General features: G+C 55.5%; 19 protein-coding genes. 9 read left to right on the forward strand and 10 right to left on the reverse strand.

What is annotated here, in order from left to right; genetic code table 11:
* Nucleotides 1-6: 6 nt before the first annotated feature.
* The 4 genes from BLU37_RS17965 to BLU37_RS17980 form a co-directional block, all read right to left on the reverse strand.
* A complete protein-coding gene (locus BLU37_RS17965) occupies nt 7-486 on the reverse strand; it encodes a hypothetical protein (RefSeq protein ID WP_090207163.1) in 480 nt (159 codons plus the stop codon).
* On the reverse strand, nt 470-790 hold the full coding sequence (locus tag BLU37_RS17970; protein ID WP_090207165.1) for an STAS-like domain-containing protein: 321 nt from the start codon (nt 788-790) through the stop codon (nt 470-472). Before BLU37_RS17970 ends, BLU37_RS17965 begins: the two co-directional genes overlap by 17 nt.
* A gap of 10 nt (nt 791-800) precedes the next feature.
* Nucleotides 801-1,856 (reverse strand): ATP-binding protein, encoded by a 1,056-nt coding sequence (locus BLU37_RS17975; RefSeq protein ID WP_090207168.1) that lies wholly within the window; start codon nt 1,854-1,856, stop codon nt 801-803.
* 108 nt (nt 1,857-1,964) lie between these two features.
* Nucleotides 1,965-2,621, reverse strand: a complete 657-nt coding sequence (locus BLU37_RS17980; RefSeq protein ID WP_090207171.1) for a LexA family protein — start codon at nt 2,619-2,621, stop codon at nt 1,965-1,967.
* 88 nt (nt 2,622-2,709) lie between these two features.
* Between BLU37_RS17980 and BLU37_RS17985 the strand changes: the two genes are divergently transcribed.
* The 4 genes from BLU37_RS17985 to BLU37_RS18005 all read left to right on the forward strand — a co-directional run bounded on the left by BLU37_RS17985 (nt 2,710) and on the right by BLU37_RS18005 (nt 5,382).
* Nucleotides 2,710-2,925 (forward strand): YdaS family helix-turn-helix protein, encoded by a 216-nt coding sequence (locus BLU37_RS17985; RefSeq protein ID WP_090207174.1) that lies wholly within the window; start codon nt 2,710-2,712, stop codon nt 2,923-2,925.
* 363 nt (nt 2,926-3,288) lie between these two features.
* Nucleotides 3,289-3,816, forward strand: a complete 528-nt coding sequence (locus BLU37_RS17990; protein ID WP_232000518.1) for a hypothetical protein — start codon at nt 3,289-3,291, stop codon at nt 3,814-3,816.
* 877 nt (nt 3,817-4,693) lie between these two features.
* Nucleotides 4,694-5,065 carry a hypothetical protein gene (locus BLU37_RS18000; RefSeq protein ID WP_007965015.1) on the forward strand — a complete coding sequence of 124 codons (372 nt, stop codon included), beginning with the start codon at nt 4,694-4,696 and terminating at the stop codon, nt 5,063-5,065.
* Nucleotides 5,065-5,382: a hypothetical protein gene (locus BLU37_RS18005; protein WP_090207180.1), complete on the forward strand. Its 318-nt coding sequence runs from the start codon at nt 5,065-5,067 to the stop codon at nt 5,380-5,382. The genes BLU37_RS18000 and BLU37_RS18005 overlap by 1 nt, the downstream gene beginning before the upstream one ends.
* 79 nt (nt 5,383-5,461) lie before the next feature.
* On the opposite strand, the gene BLU37_RS18010 is transcribed toward BLU37_RS18005, so the two are convergent.
* From BLU37_RS18010 to BLU37_RS18025, 4 genes are all read right to left on the reverse strand, one after another.
* Nucleotides 5,462-5,899: a hypothetical protein gene (locus tag BLU37_RS18010; RefSeq protein WP_090207183.1), complete on the reverse strand. Its 438-nt coding sequence runs from the start codon at nt 5,897-5,899 to the stop codon at nt 5,462-5,464.
* Between the two features lie 189 nt (nt 5,900-6,088).
* The gene (locus BLU37_RS18015; protein WP_090207187.1) at nt 6,089-6,325 is read right to left on the reverse strand and encodes a hypothetical protein; all 237 of its coding nucleotides are present in this window, start codon (nt 6,323-6,325) and stop codon (nt 6,089-6,091) included.
* Between the two features lie 457 nt (nt 6,326-6,782).
* Nucleotides 6,783-7,487 (reverse strand): hypothetical protein, encoded by a 705-nt coding sequence (locus BLU37_RS18020; protein WP_090207190.1) that lies wholly within the window; start codon nt 7,485-7,487, stop codon nt 6,783-6,785.
* Nucleotides 7,488-7,672: 185 nt separating this feature from the next.
* Nucleotides 7,673-9,232, reverse strand: a complete 1,560-nt coding sequence (locus BLU37_RS18025; protein WP_090207193.1) for an endonuclease NucS domain-containing protein — start codon at nt 9,230-9,232, stop codon at nt 7,673-7,675.
* Nucleotides 9,233-9,847: 615 nt separating this feature from the next.
* On the opposite strand from BLU37_RS18025, the gene BLU37_RS18030 reads away from it, so the two are divergent.
* On the forward strand, nt 9,848-11,050 hold the full coding sequence (locus BLU37_RS18030; RefSeq protein WP_090207196.1) for a HEPN-associated N-terminal domain-containing protein: 1,203 nt from the start codon (nt 9,848-9,850) through the stop codon (nt 11,048-11,050).
* A gap of 568 nt (nt 11,051-11,618) precedes the next feature.
* Nucleotides 11,619-12,089 (forward strand): BRO-N domain-containing protein, encoded by a 471-nt coding sequence (locus BLU37_RS18035; protein ID WP_090207199.1) that lies wholly within the window; start codon nt 11,619-11,621, stop codon nt 12,087-12,089.
* A 247-nt stretch (nt 12,090-12,336) separates the two neighbouring features.
* Here the strand turns inward: BLU37_RS18035 and BLU37_RS18040 are convergent, their stop codons facing one another.
* The gene (locus BLU37_RS18040; RefSeq protein WP_090207201.1) at nt 12,337-13,137 is read right to left on the reverse strand and encodes an EAL domain-containing protein; all 801 of its coding nucleotides are present in this window, start codon (nt 13,135-13,137) and stop codon (nt 12,337-12,339) included.
* A gap of 206 nt (nt 13,138-13,343) precedes the next feature.
* The gene (locus tag BLU37_RS18045) at nt 13,344-14,243 is read right to left on the reverse strand and encodes a LysR family transcriptional regulator (RefSeq protein WP_090207204.1); all 900 of its coding nucleotides are present in this window, start codon (nt 14,241-14,243) and stop codon (nt 13,344-13,346) included.
* A gap of 92 nt (nt 14,244-14,335) precedes the next feature.
* Between BLU37_RS18045 and BLU37_RS18050 the strand changes: the two genes are divergently transcribed.
* The 3 genes from BLU37_RS18050 to BLU37_RS18060 are packed head-to-tail and all read left to right on the forward strand — an operon-like array spanning nt 14,336 to nt 17,602.
* A complete protein-coding gene (locus tag BLU37_RS18050) occupies nt 14,336-15,550 on the forward strand; it encodes an MFS transporter (RefSeq protein ID WP_090207207.1) in 1,215 nt (404 codons plus the stop codon).
* Nucleotides 15,547-16,389, forward strand: a complete 843-nt coding sequence (locus BLU37_RS18055) for a hypothetical protein (protein ID WP_090207209.1) — start codon at nt 15,547-15,549, stop codon at nt 16,387-16,389. The genes BLU37_RS18050 and BLU37_RS18055 overlap by 4 nt, the downstream gene beginning before the upstream one ends.
* Entirely contained in the window at nt 16,382-17,602 is a 1,221-nt protein-coding gene (locus tag BLU37_RS18060; RefSeq protein WP_090207212.1) for an MFS transporter, read from the forward strand. The genes BLU37_RS18055 and BLU37_RS18060 overlap by 8 nt, the downstream gene beginning before the upstream one ends.
* Nucleotides 17,603-17,807 lie beyond the last annotated feature (205 nt).

Here is a 17,807-nt window from a genome sequence, read left to right on the forward strand (position 1 = left end):
AGCTTGCTAGCGTTCTAGGTCATCCTTTAGGTCTTTAAGGCGACGATCTAGGTCGGCAGCAGTAGCCATGAATTTTTTGATGAATGGGTCGTCGGGTGGGAGCTGGCTTCGGCTGGCGACCTGGAAGTTTGCGCCGGTGGTCTCAACTTTCAACCGCAGAACATCGGTGCTGGCACCGTGCCACAAAATCTTTTCGTATCGAGATACCGAGACAGACAGCTCCCGAAGATGCTGTACCAGCATCAAACCATCTCTTGCGCTGACATTTTCGGGCTGGAGCCAGTAGCTCATAGCTAGAGTGCGAATCTCCGTTACGATAGACATTATCGCTTCGATTCGGCTCAGGGAGTAGTTCAGTTTTTGCTTCCGAGAACTTCTCCATTCATTGAAAAACTGCCAGGCCAAGCTGATGCTTGCAAGAATGAATGCTCCCCAAGTAGGCCAATCCCCGATCTCGACCCCTCCAGATTCAGGCGTTGGCGTCATTGATGTAAATCCAAATTTCATCGATCAAGGAGGGCTCATCATTGGATTTGAATTTCAGCTTTTTTCTCAAAACCTCTGGTTTCATGTGGTGATTCCGCACTAGCCCACCGAATGCTTCCTCTAGAAACGATGAGCCATAGCCCATCGCGCCATCCAAATCAATTTCCACAACGTCGTGTCTATTGAGAAATGGAGCGACAAAGTCATCCCGAAAAACCTCTCCGGAGTATTTTCCGTCTCGGCGGTACCGACCGGCTGGGTACTCGCTAAATTGTTTCTTAACGCTAATGGAGCCCACGTTCATTTCTCCATACCTACTTTTTGAGTGGAATTGACCACTGAATAACTGTGCCCATAATCGAGCGTTTATACGTATAGCTCCTCGGGGGGAGCTTCCCAGGCCGGAAATCTTTCCTGATGCAGCCGGCATTACTGTGGATTGTGAGTACGCCGCCGAGTTCCTCTGCTGCCATGGCGATGTTTTTGAGACCTTTTCCTCGATGCATAAGCTCTGTGCGGGTTCGGCCCACCTCAAACGCACGCTTGATCATTCTCACGTCCTTTTTTGCGCTAGAGAGTGCAAGCGTGACTATGTCGCCTGCCTCCTCTGTCCAGCTTTTCGGAAGGCTGCGAGGGATCCCGATGCCAAGATCGCAAAAGTTCACGTGGAGCCAGTCGTCCAGTACCTCGGCAAAAAGCCACCATCGTCTCGCATCTGCCTCCTCATCCTTACCACTCAGCCGATCGCCGCGCAACTCAATGTAGGCGTGGTGAACGGAATTATCCATAGCTTCCTCAACACCAACGACAACCCTCCGATAGCTTTTGGGGATTTGGGCTTTGATCCCTTTTAGGATGGGGTCCGCTTGGAGAGGCGAAACGTCAATTCCGCTGGCGTAACGCCAGTGGTAGACATCATGATCTGCTTCTGTAATTTCCAGGCGGTGGTCTTTGCCCAGGAGCCTGAGTAGACCTATTTGCTGGAATACTTTTTCTACATTCTCATTCTCTGGATAGGTGCAGGAAATAACATGAGCGCCGACCGATCGCACCATCCTGTCGATTTCCGCCACTAGCAGGAGCGTACCGCAGCTATGAACCACTTCCGTCTTCTTGAAATCAATTTGTATACGGCCGCCCTGGGTGGCAGCCTTTCGAAGACATCGTAGAAAACCCACCAGATCATCTCGGCATTCGTTATCTAGCAGGCGGATTTGCTTGGGCGCTGCAAGCGATCTTGGCTTGGCCACAGCCAATGCAGTCTTAGTACGCCGGCGTTGCGGTGCTGGAGCATTCCTTGCTTTCTGGGCCTCTCTGAAGCGACGAATTCGACCCATTCTGATGCGTTGCTGCGTGCTAATCCTTTTCATGGCACCTGCTCAAACGGGGGGGCAAGAATGGGGCAGAATCCTCAGATGGCGTGTATCGCTGAATTTTTTGGATTTGGTTAGAAGTGTAGGGCTTGTCTCCTTGTCTGCTCAGTAAAACTTCTGCAGTGCCTGCACCACCACACCCACGATCCGGCAGTTCTCGTTGAAAGGCTGAATCGGGTACCCAGGGTTCAGCGGCTTCAGGAACCACTGCCCACCGTCGCTCACCAGTTTCTTGAATGTCGCCTCGTTGCTGTCTGGCAGCTTGGCCACCACCAGCTTGCCGGACAGTGCCTCGGCCTCGGTGTCCACCAGGATCAGCGTGCCTTCGGTGATGCTCTGGCCGGCCGGCGCCGTCATCGAGTCGCTCTTGACCTTCAGCCAGAACGCCGGACCCTTCGAATCGTATTCCGAGTATTCATAGGTGTCAGAAATACCGGCCGGGTAGGGCTCGACCGCCTCGGCCCAGGAGCCGGCGGCAACCCAACTGACTACTGGATACCTGAATGACTTGGCAGGTTGGGCGGCCATGGTGACGTTGGCTTCCTCTCTGGGGGAGGCGAGCATAGAGCCGGCCCCATCAGACAGCCACATGGCATCGACGCCACATACCTCTGCGATTTTCACCAGGTGCGAGGTGGCCTTCGATTTTCCGCGCTCAAGGTCGGAAATCGAGGTCTGGGTGATCCCGGCCTTCTGAGCAAGCTCGGTCTGATTGAGATTGGCATGCCTGCGGGCAGCTTTTAAGCGGTCTTTGAATTCCATTTCGGGAGTATTACGGGCGCTCCCATATCCTTGCAAATCGGTATTCCCATAACCATACCATATGGGTATTCCCGTATGGAGGGGCAGCATGAACACTATCTACAAGGACCTCGTTGCCTTCTTCGGCACGCAAGAGGCCACGGCAGAAAAACTGAGCGTCGATCAAAGCACCGTTTCCGGCTGGGTCCGTGAAAAGCACGGCATGTCTCCATTGGTTGCCAAGCGAGCGGAAAAGATGACTGCCGGCGCTTTCAAGAAGGAGGCGCTTTGCCCGTCGTTCCCCTGGGAGGAGCTTGCGGCGTAAGAGCCGGGTCCATCCGCTATTCCATGTGGCCAGTATCGACCTTCCTGGCCTGCGCGGTAAGAAACCTGAAGTCGCTGGAGTTTTATCCAGTGCCAGGCAGGCGCCTGCAGCGACCCGAAAGATTCCACATGCGAAAACTTTTTGTGACGGCAGGCGGGCAGGGATTGGTGGTTCTGGAGCAGTGGCTTCGCACTATTTATGCGAGCGGACCGGGAATCACTCAGGCACAAAAAAGCCGACGGACGAGGTCGGCTGATTCGATAACACAGATGTGGGACCAATTATATGCAAACACAGACACAGATCAATAGCCCCGTCGGCTTGGCTCCACGAAATGGCGATCGCGAAAACGTGGCGCGCACGATGTCGTCGCGGGAGATCGCAGAGCTGGTAGGCGTGGTGGTGCAGACCACAGAGCGCGGGCCTACGGCCAATCACGCGGTACACGGAGCCTTGGCTGGGCACATTCAGTCGGTGATCGCCCGGCTTCATCCGCAGATACGTGTATTCGGTGACTTCATGTACGCGGCCGAGCAGAGCGACGACATTCGCGAAGCAGCTGAAGAAGTGGTGTTCCGCCTGGTGCAAACCAGATCGCCACGGATGACCGCTGCCAAGCGGGAAAAGCTCGAGTACGTGGTGAAGGGGGTGATGCGTCGTTATCAGTACATGCACCAAGGTGGACAGTCGACGAATGCTGATCCAATGGCCAGCCCGGAGAAGTTTCGGTCTTGGTTGTACGCCGAGATGGGTTGTCGTCTGGAGTCGTGCGCCTGGGCGCGCGACTGGGAGCCCTTCGTGCAGCGCGCTTTCGAGTGCTGCGAGGACCTTGATAGGATGGCGCTGAGCCCGATTGCGGCTGTCATTTACGATATGAAGGAAGTGGCTTAGTGGATAATCTTGAGTTTACAGCCAAGGTAGTGGAAGCAGTCGTGTGGCCCTTTGCGCTAACGATCGCGGCATCAGTTATCTACTTGAACCGTGGACGTGGAGGTGCTTTTTTTGGAGAGCTTTTCAAACGGATAAAAGAGCTTAGCGTAGGTAATTTCAAGGTTGTACTCGCCGAGTCTTCGGCCCCACCCACTCTGACTACTGACGTCAAGGAAACTCATTACAGAAGGTATACGAACGGAGTCTTGGTTCAGGAATTGAAATTCATATTGAGTGGGGGCATGAAATTGGACGTTACCTTACCAATCGCATTCCCAAATGAACTATTGAGCGTCCAATTCACCGGATGCGCTCCTTTGCCTATCGATAACGTAACAAGAGCGGGCTTTAGTCTTGATGCGCGAGGCTTTAAGGGCCAGGTAAGATTTGAGCTTAAGGTAGCAGGTCTGTAACGCTTGACTTCCCGCACGGCTGACGGCATCATTTCGCCATAGTTAGTATTTTGCCTACGGCAAGTTGTTAAATGAACCCGGCCAACAAGCTGGGTTTTTTATTGCCTGAATTTTGTGCGTAACCGTAGCCAGGGCGGCCTTCTGGGGGATCTGGACACTGATAAGCCGGTAGTGCAGTGACACGGGAAAACACCGGCAGCCCGAGCGCCTTTTCTCACACCATGCTTGAAAGGTGGCTCGTGGCCAGGCCAGCGAGATCGATGCATTGGGGCGTCGACGCTGGGATGGTCTTTGGCCGACAGCTCGGAAAGACGAGCGCACCTATTCAGGGCCTCAGCATTCGCTGGGGCCTTTTCGTTTTCGGTTCCCCACACCCATTGCTCCGAGCTGGGAGTGCAGCGGGGCCAATTCTTCATGGAGCGACGATGGATCCTACTGACCTCGGCCCAGGCACGGCTACCTGGCTGGGCGGTAGTGCCACGGTGATACTCGGCGGGCTGCTGTGGTTGCGGAAATTCCTCTCGAAGGATGCCGCTGACCGGGCAATGGACAATGCCGATATCGGCACTGTTCGCCGTCTCAATGAACTGCTCGACTCAGAGCGAACCGCAAGGAAGGAAGCGGAGTCCCGCGCCGATCAGTTCGCGAAAGAGCGCAACGACCTGGCCGCTTCGGTTGGCCGCATGGAGGGGAAGATTGAAGCACTGACCAGTCAGGTCGCCCAGCTCACGGAGCGAGTGACCCTGCAGAGCGACGAGATAACCCGCCTGCGGAACAAGCTTGGAGGTGCCGTGTGATGGACAGATGCGCGATGGAATTCATTGCTCGCCGCTGGTGGCGTCGGGCAGAAGTATGGGCGATCGCCATTGTGCTGGTCGCCGGCGGTACTGTGCTGGGTTATCAGGCCTGTTACTGGTCGCTTGCCGAGAAGCAGGCGATGCAGGTCGAAGAAATCCGCAGTGCGTATGCCGCTGCTATGAACGAGCGCGACAAGCGCCTGGACGAATTGACCAGAAAGACAGGCACTGCCGTAGAGAAGGCATCGAAGGCCGCAACGACTGCCACTCAGGCGGCGGACAAGGCACTGGAAGCGGTTGATCGGGTGAGTCAGTAAGTCGCGACACGTTTCGCGAATCAGCAAATTGTGTCGCGGCACAAAAGCGCCCTTGTTGCCGCTCAGCGGCATCAAGAATCTAGAATGGGCGCCGGTTTGTCACGATGTGAATCAACTTCTGCAGGGCTTCCGAATACTTTGTCGCCTTTACACCTTCGTCAGGTGAGCCGCCCATTGAACTCGGACCATGGCTAAAGTTGTTCAGTGTGGTGTTGATTTCTCCCCGCGCTCCGCCAGCACCAGGGGTGTACCAGAGTTCGACATTACGATTAATTCGCACCACCGTTTCAAACAACAGTGCAATTAGGTCTCCAGGGTTTTCGATGGAAAATCCATCATTCTCCGTCAACGTTAGTTGCTCAATCGACGGTAACGTGGCGCGGTAGCGGGCCTGAGCTACGTCTCGAACCAACTCAATCATTTTCGAGATGTCAGCCTGACTGCCTGATTGTAGGTTATAGAATCGAAGCTGATCGTCTTTCAGCAGCTCTGAGGCATGGTCTAGCACTTTTTTCATTGTGGAACTCTCAAGATTGGATCCACATCAATAGCGGCATTACGCCACTAACTCAATACCTACTTTGGTACTACTTGAGACAACTTATGACAACCAAGCAACCCGACTGGGGCGATCGAATGAGCCTACCGGGCCTGGTGCTGTCATAGCATGAGGTGAGGCACCTGCAGCTGATCCGGGCTGCTTAGCTTACTCTGCGCTGCGCATCCGCTGTGCGACACCTTGCAGGTAAGTGATCAGGTGTTCAACCTGAGTCGCCGTAGTTGCAATCGGATAATCGCCTAGCACAGCCCTCAAGACGTCATGGTGATCGACGAAGAACAGGTCGCCATCGATATAGGATGCATACTCGGTAGTAGTTATGTCGCGCATCGTCGGGATGTCGATAGCGTTGGCGCCGTATTCGATCGTCACATCAAGTTTCATGCTTCACCTTGCCAGCGAATGGGTGGGCCTTATCAATACCGGCAGCAAGCCATCATTTCAAGGTGTAGTTGATCAATGAGCAGACCCATGCCGACGGCTGTCGCAGGCTGAGCTGGCTGGATGTGACGAGGATGTTTACCCGCCGGATCTGATGAGTCTATTCGTCGAGGCATTGGCGATGGGCACCGAGTGAGCCTGGAGTGTGTAAGTCGACGGTGGATCTGGCACTAAAAAAACCGCTCATGCTGTTCTATAAACTGTTTTAGATCAGTAAGTTATGTTTGCTTTAGTGCCAAATGCCGCGCTCAGGCATTTTTCCCTTTTAGCCAGTATATCGCCCGGATATGCGGCCTGTTTAGCACCGAAATTCCGCTCTAACGCCCGGATTCTCTGGTGGTGCCAAATAGACCGCTTGGCGGTGCCAAAACCACCGCCTCCTCATTCCGGGACCAAACACCTAGGAACCCTGACCGTAGGCACATACCATCTGAGCGATAATGGGCTCTTGAAGCTTGGCAAGCACGGTACTCAGTAGGCCCATCCCGATGACAGTAGCGATCAATGCTCTGATCCACCCAAAATCATGCAGCACCTTCAGAGCCCAAGCCATCAATCCGGTGAAAGCAAGATAGCCCCAGCCTACGTGCTCGTTTGCGCTGATGTACGTCTGGCTCTTTTTGATCGCAGCTGTCACTGCTTGCGAGTAGTCCAGTGTTATGCAAGTTTCAAGCATCCCAGCGAACCGAGCGCCGAGCGCGGGGCCTTCGACAATTTTGAGCACTACCAGGTAGGCTGAGAGAAAAAAGAACGTATTGATGGTAACCATCAGACTTTGCTTGGATCTCAGAAATTGTGCAGCCACGGCGAAACAGATGCCATAGATCAGGATCAGCAGCCAGTTGATGAATGTCATCACGGCTGCGAGTTCGTACGTAGGCTCAACACCTGCCAACCGCAGCGCCGGCAAACTGATGACACCAAGCCCCACTGCAACAAAGATCCCAAAAAACCAGGCGTTGGGGCAAAAAGCTGATCGTCCCTTCATGGTCTTGAAAAACGACCGGGGGGATTGGATTAGCGCTGTCGCGTCCAAGGCAGTAGCGCAGACTAGTGGCCAATATTTTCCAATGAGGGCTTCAGTGGTTTTTTCAATAATCGACACATCAACTCCAGAAACTGTTTGTAGATAGGTGCGGTGGCATGACCGCTCAAGTGGGTGTCGGTGATGGACTCGATAGATGCCCGGGCTATCGTTTGCACCTGCTTGCGGGCATACGAATGACTATGGCGATGGTATTGGGTGTCGGCCTCATGCAACTGCCCTTTGAACCGCTTACAGAGCAAAATTCATTCAACCGTCGCAAAATTGCGAGGGATACTTTCCAGGCATGCTGAAATCTCGGCACAGTAGTCAGGGTTCGCGGCAATGAAAGCACGCAATTTTTTTGGGCTGTCGCAATGTGTTGGGGAGTCATCCGGACCGTACAGCATCGCTTCTGAGACATGAAGATTTTGGACGAGCACATATGGAAAGAAGCCATGTTCCTCATGTACTGACTCGTACCTATCTTGATCCACGGCGCTCCCGATCATATGCCATAGGCCTGGCAGACTTCCGTATGTCCTCTCGATATTGGCGAGCGCATTTTGAGGTCGAGTGATCCCGTCCCACATCCACCCACCTTCAACTGTGACGTGAATATCATCATTTTTTATAATTAAACCAAAAGTTGAAAGTTCTGCGTTTGGGTACTCATTCCCTTGGTGCACCGCGTAGTAGAAATGCCTCATGTCATAGCCTTCAAACTCAACAATCGCGTCCCCTGGGATTTCCGAGACTATCTGTTGGTATGTTGATAGCCAAAATGAGGTATGTCCGATGAAGGACGCAAATGCTTCTGATGCATACCTCCAAGCTTTGCCGGTGGATTTGCTGGACGCTTTGCTAAAACGGTACCGATTGGAGCGAGTCGACCTGGCATCTACGTCTTTGGCTGTTAAGCAACGCATGATCTCATCAAGATTATTCACAAGATCATTGCGAGGCCAGTCTCCCAGTTTCACGAGTTGAGCATAGTGATGATGAGCTTTCTGATTCTCGACTTTCTCAGGGGTTGCCCGTGTGTCTGAGTAAAAAACGAATTCGGATTTATCGCTCTGATCTTCCAGCCAGTCACAAAGGTCGGTCTCAATTTCCCATCCTGAATACAGGTAGATTTCTTCTTGGAAATCGGGATTAAATGTCAGCGTTTTGACATCCTCAATGACCCTGTCGGGCACTCTCCAGACGCATAACAGGGACATGCGTTCGCGTTTGCCAATCGGTTCCATGACGATCACGGCAGCACGTACATGCTGGGAGTTGCTTAAGGCCCGCTGAAGGTCGACGTTGAAGTCTTGTTGGTTTTCTGCAGAGGCGAAATAATAGAAACGCATGTCTGGCGACAGACGGGATTGAAGGCTCACTTTGGGGAGGGCTCGTTCCTCGGCAACAACAGCCTGGTTCTCCAACTTTATCTCAAAACCTTTAACCTGCACTGGACAGTAATCAGCGAAGAACGATAGAGGAATATCCAGTTCTCGCCAGTGAGTTGACAGCACGAAGCAGCGGATTCTATGGCTATCCACTTTCTGATCTTCCATGAACAATGCGATGTATTTGCTCAACTCGTGGAGAGCTTGTCGTGCGACCTGTTCGCTCCGCTTGACCTCAATGATCACAAAATTGCCAAATCGGTCTCTGGCAAGTATGTCGAAGGCGCCGCTTGAGCCTGCTGGGTTCTCGACGACAAAATTTGTTGTGATCAGCGTAAGCTGCGGCTCAACTATAGTCAGGCGCTCTGCTAAGTAATCACGCAGTTCGTCCTCATTCTCGAAAAGCCCCAAAACAGGTCTAGCTCCCGGCATAGCGAATTTCCTTAACAGCGTGTAGAGGCAGGTCTGAATTTTGCCGAATCCAAGTGAGCCCTGTGTTGCGTTTTCGCATATCTCCTGCCGAGCACAAACCTATGGTCATGCCACTGGTACAACGGAGTACGAGTAAGGATATGACACCGCCATATGATGTTCCTAGTGATCTCGACAGTTACCCTAGGCAACCGGGAAGCTTCGGGTTTACATCAGGGCGCCGGGAGAAGTGCAGAAGGAGCAGAAAACAGAGCTGAAGGCTCTAGAGAGCGCGCACCGCTGAATTGGGTGAGGAGCTTGAGTTCATTGAGCGTTGCCTTGAAATCCTAGTTCTGCGCGAACAAGCACTGCAGCAAACCCTCTAGGTGGCTACCGAACCACTAGTTGCCAATCCTAGATCCACACCCTAAACGGTAGCCAGCTAGGCCATGGTACGAGTGTACTAGCGCTGGGCGGGGCTGCTGTCGAGTCAATCATTGGCGGGAGAGTAGCGTGTCAGCACTGGATGATTTCGGAAAATGACTGCGACATGAGCGCCGATACTAGGTCAGTATCGAACAGTTACGTTCCTCGCGGCATGATAAATCTTTTTTGAACACATTGAAGGCGTACAGCATGGGACAGGCCAAAAAGCAGATGATTGAGCAGATGGAGCAAGGATACTCGTATGTTGACGACTGCTTCGTGTGCGGCAAGTGCATCAAAGATGAGGGGCTTCAAAAATTCATCCGTCTACGTCGCAAGCCAGGCAGCTGTTCGTTCTGTCACAGGGCTGTGAGTGTCTGCTCAATGAACGATGTGATTTCCCATACTTTGCAAAGTCTGCATTTGGAATGGGGGGAACCATCCAACGAAGGCTTGCCTTACGAGACGCGTGAAGGCGGGTGGCAGGGCCAGGTATACGACCTCGGTGAACTCTTGGACATCGTCGGCCCAGACTGTCCAGAGTCGATATTGAGTTTTATCGCCGGGTCGATAGATGACTATGGCTGGTGCCGGCGGCAACCATACTCTATGACAGCCGACCAGACTCTCTCTTATGGCTGGAAAGGCTTTTGCCAGTTCATAATCCACACCGCGCGCTTCGTGTTCTATAAGGTTAAGAACCCTAGGTACGATGAGTTCCAGCACGACGAAATGAACCCGGTCGACATCCTAGAGGCGCTGGGAAGCATCGTAAAAAAACTGGGGCTTATAGACACACTGCCTGTGGGGCAGAAAATTCATCGGGTCAGGATCACCGACCAGTCCAATACCTTAGCTACTGCAGCCGAGCTGGGAGCTCCGCCCCATGAGTTTGCTACGATGCCCAACCGAATGAGTCCGGTCGGTATTCCGATGTTCTACGGTGCGTTCGACCTAGATACGGCAGTCCGAGAGACTTATGAATCGGGCTCTGGTGCCGGTAAAAAGGCTGTCTGTGGCGAATTCTCCACAGTCCGTAGTCTCAACGTAATCGACCTGACCAGATCATTCATCGTACCTAGCCTATTTGACCCTAAAAAGCAGCGCGACCGCCCTTACTATAGATTTATGCGCGACTTCATCAAGGACTTCATGAAGCCTATCGAGCGAAGCGACAGGGCCCATGCGGACTACGTACCGACGCAGGTCGTCACTGAGTATTTCCGTCATATTTATCAAACCCCTAACGGGAAAAGTATTGATGGAATGATCTATCCGAGCTCAAAAACGGGAAGGAAGGCAATCGTGATATTCACGGATGCCAAAGGGGCCATCGACCTAGGGACTCCAGTGAGCCCGGCGACGCTTTTGCAGTTGGATAAGACTGTAGATATCGATTTGACCCACTATTGACCCTTCGGAGAATCGGCTTGGGGGAGGGGGCGTCATTGCTGTGGGTATTCGGATTGCGCTCGGGACGTGTCCTATATCGGCTGCTGGCTCTTTGGGGGTAACGGATTTAATGAGCGGATGGCGTTTCGGCCCTTGGGGATTTTGGTCGCTTGCTAGGACTGTCAGGGATAAGATGCAGCTAGTTGCATCTTTTGAATTTTGTTTTCATAATATGCTGGAAGCCCCGTAGTTACTGGGTTATGGTGCCTCACAGCGAGACAAGAGATAGGCTAGCTCGAAGGCTCATGGGGCTCCTCCTTATAGAAGAGTTCTAATCTCTGCGCATCCGCCATATTGCACACCGTCAAGGCCCCGAATTTTCGGGGCTTTTTCGTTTCTGGGTGGTTTACAGCGCTATCCAAGACTTTTCGTACGATACGTGCTCGTTTATCCGCTATCTCTGACGGCGCATTAGGCGTTAGGGTCAAGGAATCGCTCGATTTCAGCGATACAGGATTGGCGTCCTGGCTAGTTGGAATACGCAAAGCCGCCACTGCGGCTTCAAACACGACTAGTCGGACGTATCCACATGAACAAACACTTCGAATCTACCCGCTTCACCCGTCACAACCGTTTTATTCACGGCCTGATACTGGAATCACAAGCCTGGTTCAGCGTGATCGACCTTGGGCGCCTGATGGGGCGTTCGCTGGACGAACGCCTCACCCGCAAACTCGACAGCGATCAGCGGCGGATGCTCTGGCTGAACTATCACGGGGTCATCCAGGAAACCCTGATGGTCAGCGAGTCGGGCGTCTACGCCTTGATGGTTCATCATCACATCCCGGAAAACCAAAACCTGCGCAGGTGGCTGACTCATGAAGTCATTCCCGCATTGAGAAATGTCCAGGCAGGCATCGCCGAGCAGGGCCCCAGCCTCAGCTCGCTGCACTGGGCAGGTCATGCTGTCAGTCTGTTGCACTGGCAGAACGAGGCGTGGATCAGGTGGCGAGACATGCCGGGGCTGATGCAGTCGGTTGAGCGTGTCTCTGCCCCATGAACGAACGGATGACTGAAATCACCTCATCCCAATCGTTTGCCTGATCGCCTCGACAAAAGCGCGGCCCAATGGGCTGCGCTCTCGCCTGTCAGCGCCAGCAGGGGGGGCGGTGGCTTCGCCATGGCCGATAGGTCAAGCCGCGCTTGGCCCAGGGCCTACGGCAACCCGTGCGAGGATCCAGATGATCCGTTTGTCGGTGAGCGCCGGGCGCACGTCAGCGCATGACGGCGACGATCTCGTTCAAGCTTCAGATACGAGATAGCTGGATCAGCTCCATAGGCATTGATTGCAACTGCCCAATCACAGGTCTCGCAAACAGATAACCCTGCATCAGATCAACGTCCAGGTCCAAAAGGGCGTCTCGCTCCTCAAGGGTTTCGATGCCTTCGGCAATCACTGTAATGCCCAGCCGTTTTGAAACCAGGACGATGCCTTCGACTATAGCGCGGCGTACCGGGTCTTTGTCGATGTCCCGCGTCAGGGCCATATCGATCTTCAACACCTGAGGCTGAAACATCGCCAGGAAGTTGAGGCCGGAATAGCCTGATCCGAAGTCGTCGATCGCGGTGGTGAACCCCTGGCGCTCGTATTCCTGAAAAATGGATTTAAGGTGATCCGGATCATCCACGCGCTCGCCCTCGGTAACCTCGAACATCAGGCGTTCGACGGGAAACTCGAAGAGCCGCGCAGCTTCCAAAGTGGCTCGGATGCACGTTTCAGCCCTGTACACCGCATTCGGCAAAAAGTTGATGCTCAGCTTGCAGTCAGGAATGGCGGGGAGGCCGAGCTGTGCCGCGAGTTCGATCGCTCTGACCCGACAGGCCTGGTCAAAGCGGTATCGGTTGGTATCGTTCACCAGTCCCAGAATGCTTGCAGCGGACTCACCGCCAAGTCCACGCACCAACGCCTCATAGGCGTAAGGGGCTCCTGTTCGGACATTGAAGATAGGTTGGAAGGCCATCGTAAATTCGAAGCCGAGACCTTCAAGGTTTCGGCACTCGGCGCATCCGAGAGATTTGAAGTTCGCCGTCGGTAGTGCTGGCGTCATTGCTAGTCCCTTGAGAATTCGTCATTCGGTAGAAGCATCAATCGGTATGTTGTACCTCGATATTGGCACGGCGCGCAAAAACTGTTCAGTCGGTGCTCATGTTTGGCGCTTGAATGGGGCACAGGGTTACGGTCAACTTCACGTGATACCTGCGCCTGCTTCTCGGCCGCACTGGCGATGAGCAGTGAGCGAACGGATAACTGCAATCACCTCACCCCAATCGTCTGCCTGATCACTTCGACAAACGCGCTGACCAATGGGCTGCGTTCTCGTTTGCGGGTCAGCACCAGCAGGGGCGCGGTGGCCTCTGGCTCCGCCAGGGGCCGATAGGTCACGCCGCGCTTGGCCAGGGTCTGGGTGCACTGGGGCACCACGGCGACGCCACGGCCGGCGGCGACCAGGGCGATGATCGAGGTGATCTGCTTGCCGGTGGGCGCCGGGCGGCACGTCAGCGCATGGCGGCGATAGAGCGTTGCCACGATCTCGTTCAAGCCTGAGCCGTAGTCGGCGGGGAAGGCGATCAAGGGATAGGCACTGAGTTCGGCCAGCGTCACCTGTTCCTGCCGGGCGAGGGGGCTGTCGCTGGCGATGGCCGCCACCAGCGGTTCGTTGTCCAGGCATATGGCCTGGACGTCGATGTCATCACCCGGTGGTTGCATGCGGCTCAAGCCGATATCCAGGCGGCCTTCGATAATGTGCGCCCATTGGGTGCTGGAGGCACCTTCTTCCACGCTCAACTGGACGTCCGGAAAAGCCGTGCAGAACGCCTGGATGGTCTGGCTGAAAATGTCCGAGAGGGCAATGGAGCTGGCATAACCGACCGCCAGATGGCCAGCAGACCCTGCCGCCAGCTTGCCGGTAATGGCGGTGGTCAGATCGACCTGTTCCATGACAGCACGGGCGTAGGGCAGGAAGTGGCGGCCTTCGGAGGTCAGGGTGACGTTGCGGGTGCTGCGATCGAACAGGCGAAAACCCAGCTCCGTTTCCAATGCCGAGATCTGTCGGGTCAGCGGTGGTTGGGCAATGTGCAGGCGCGATGCCGCGCGGCCGAAGTGCAACTCGTCACTGACAGTCAGGAAGTAACGCAGGCGGCGCAGATCGATCATGTGCATCCTTGGGTATCAATCGGTCGGAAATAGGTATTGGAACCATTCGTCGCCTATCTTATAAATTGTTTAAAAGTATTACGAATTTTCTTATGAGCCCTCGAATCGCCTTGTTTCTGGCTGGGTGCGCCGCTTTCCTCAACCTGTATGCCACCCAGGGGCTGCTCAACGAGTTGGCCGGGGCCTTTCAGGTTTCTGCCAGGCAGGCTGGCTGGAGTATCACCGTTACGACCCTGGCTGTGGCCATTACCGCGCCCTTTGTGGGTCGGTTGACTGCTGGTGCGGCGCAACACCGGGTGATTGCGCTGGCCGCGATGTTGTTGGCACTGCCCGCGGTACTGGCGGCCTGGGCCAGCGGATTCAGTGAGTTCCTGTTCTGGCGAAGTGTGCAGGGCATGCTCATCCCTGTCGTGTTTGCCACCAGCGTGGCTTACATCGGTGTGCGCTGGAGCGGTGGCGCCGTGTCCGAGGTCACCAGCGTGTATGTCGCCGGGACGATCCTGGGTGGTTTCTGCGGCCGTTTCCTGACCGGCCTGGTGACCGAATATGCCGACTGGCGCCTGGCGCTGACCCTGCTGGGCGCGTTGAGTCTGGTCATGGGTGCGCTGATCCTGTGGCTATTGCCGCGTAACCCTGTGCTGCCCACGCCGGTTTCGGTCGATCGTGCGGTCACGGCGGGCGAGTTGTGGCGCAGGCCGTTGTTGGCGGCCTATGCCGTCGGCTTTTGTGTGCTGTTTTCGCAGGTGGCGACCTTTACCTATGCCGGCTTGCACTTGAGCCAGGCGCCGTTTTCCCTGGGCTCGGGCGCGCTGGGGACGATTTACGCGGTGTTCCTGCTGGCGCTGGTGGTGATCCCCATCGCCGGGCGTTTGAGCAAGGCGCGGCCGCAGGGGGAGCTGGTGAAAATCGCGGCCTGGCTGGGCGTTACCGGTTCGCTGCTGACCTTGTCACCGGCCTTGTGGCTGATCGTGCTGGGCCTGGCGCTCAGTTCCACCGGGGTATTCCTGGCCCAGGCCGCAGCCAATGCCTTCACCACCAGCCATGCGCGCTACAACAAGGCCGGCGCGGTGGGGCTTTACCTGACCAGTTATTACCTGGGCGGCAGTTTTGGTGCCTGGGTGCCAGGCGCCCTGTGGGAGCAGTGGGGGTGGCCGGGCTGCGTTGCGCTGATCGTTGTCTTCCAGCTGTTGTCGCTGTTCGTTGCCTGGACTTGCTGGAAACCTGCCCTGTTGCCCGCGCTGCCCACTGTAGCAAGCACGCCCCTGAATACGCTTGATTCACCATCCAACAAGGAAAAAGTGAGATGACCGTGAGCACTTCGCTGACCCGGCAAAGCCAGTTGTTATACGTGGTGGAACCGGTGCTGGAACTGATGCATGCCGGTGTTCTGCAGCAGGCATTGCTGGATGCGTTTCGCAGTCATGAAGCGGCACTGGTGGATATCGAAGGGGCATTTCATGCGCTGACGGCTCGTCGTCACGACGCGCAGGCGTTGCGTGGGTTCTTCGCCAGTTGGTCGAAAACCAACAACTCCGCTGCCAGCGTGTCCGGACTGGCCAATCGAATTACCTTGCTGGCACGCTCCGAACAGGACAGTGCGGCGGCGCAGCGGCTGTACCGGGTGTGCGGCAACCTGCAGCGGATCACGGACGAGGACCTGGGGGCGCTGGGCAACATTCTGCATGCGGATCTGTTCTACAACATGGCAACGCCGCTCTGTGGTGATGACCAATGGCTGCTGAAGGAAAACTGCCTGCCTTCGGCACAAGCTTTCAAGGACTGGACGGACATGCAGCGCCTGCGTGACCGTGATCTGCTGCAAGGGTTGTTGACAACTCTGGTTCATGAGGTCTACACCCATGGCGAGGTGGAGTTCATTCATCCGCTGTTCAAACAGTGGATCGCGCGTGACATGGGTGTACCTGCCGAAAAGGTCAGGTCCACGGTGGCTTGGGTGACCGTGCATACCGGTGGCACCGAGAGTAATCATTTTGCTCACGCGGTGGCGGCCGTTGAGGAGTTTGTCGAGGTGATGGACGTGGCGGTGGTCAAGTCGGCAGCGCAGGAAATATTTGGCGAATACCTGCAGCGCAAGGCGGTGGTGATGCGCGATTGCGCCCAGTACCTGGCTCGACACCATGAATGACCTCGCGCAGCCGTTGCCCACGCCCGCAGTAACCGCCGAGGACGCGACCAGGCGCCGCCGTGTGTTGTTTGCCGGTTGTGGTGCCCATGCCATCCACGACGGGCTGACGGACGTGATCTATGTGTTGCTGCCGGTATGGCAGGCACAATTCGCCATGAGCTATGCCCAGGTCGGTCTGTTGCGGGGCGCCTATTCGGCCATGATGGCCGGCTTTCAATTGCTCGCCAGTCGCGCGGCCAAACGCTGGGGGCGCAAGCGTCTGCTGGTCGGGGGAACGCTGCTGGCTGGGTTGGCGTACCTGGTGGCGGGGTATGCCGGTGGGCTCGGCGTTTTGCTGTTGGCGCTGATGATGGGCGGCTTGGGTGCCAGCACCCAGCATCCTTTGGCGTCCTCGCTGATCACCGATGCCTATGAGCCCGGCGGTGGGGTAAAGCAGGCGCTGTCACAGTACAACTTCGCCGGTGATATCGGCAAAACCCTCGTGCCTGGTCTTGTCGGCTTGTTGCTGACGGTGATCAGCTGGCGCGCCAGCGTGATGTGGGTGGGCGTATTGGGCCTCGCTGTGGCGCTGTGGCTGTGGTGGTTGATTCCGTCGGCCGCGAGCAGCGCGCAGGCGAAAAAAACCAAGTCCGTTGACGGCAAGGGTTCTGCCAGCGGGTTGCGGGCGATGATCGTGACCGGCACCCTCGATAGCGCGGTACGCATGGGCTTTCTGACGTTCCTGCCGTTCCTGCTCCAGTCCAAGGGCGCTGGCAGCGCCGGTATTGGCCTGGCCCTGACGATGTTGTTTGTCGGCGGGGCGTTCGGCAAGCTGTTCTGCGGTTACCTGGGCGCACGGATTGGGATGATGAAAACCGTATGGCTGACGGAGTTCACCACGGCCACCCTGATCATCATGGCCTTGTTCCTGCCATACCTGGGGCTGATGGCGGTGTTGCCGTTGCTGGGCCTGGCTCTCAATGGCACTTCATCGGTGCTGTATGGCGCGGTGCCGGACCTGGCCGGTGAAGGCAGGGTCGACCATGCCTTTGCCTTGTTCTACACCGGCACCATTGGCGGAGGGGCGTTGGCGCCGGTGCTGTTTGGTGGCCTGGGAGACGTGACCGGTATTCCGATTGCGGTGGTCGGCCTGGCGGCACTTTTGTTATTGACCTTGCCTCTTTCATGGTGGGTACAGAAAGGCCTGGATTCAATCCACGGCAAGTATCAATAACGACTGAAAGAGTATTGGCTTGTACGTCAAGTTGTCATCAAGCTGTCAATGCACCGAAGTAAGGGGCACTTGATGACAGTGATGAGCACACGTGCAGGTATACAATGAATAATAATGAATTATCAGCTCCTCGGTTTTGTCTGTCGCAACGCGCGCTGCAATTAACGCCTCCTGGAACTTCCAGTATGCGGAGTAAGGCCAACGC

It is taken from the genome of Pseudomonas asplenii (assembly GCF_900105475.1).
Taxonomy (GTDB): domain Bacteria; phylum Pseudomonadota; class Gammaproteobacteria; order Pseudomonadales; family Pseudomonadaceae; genus Aquipseudomonas; species Aquipseudomonas asplenii.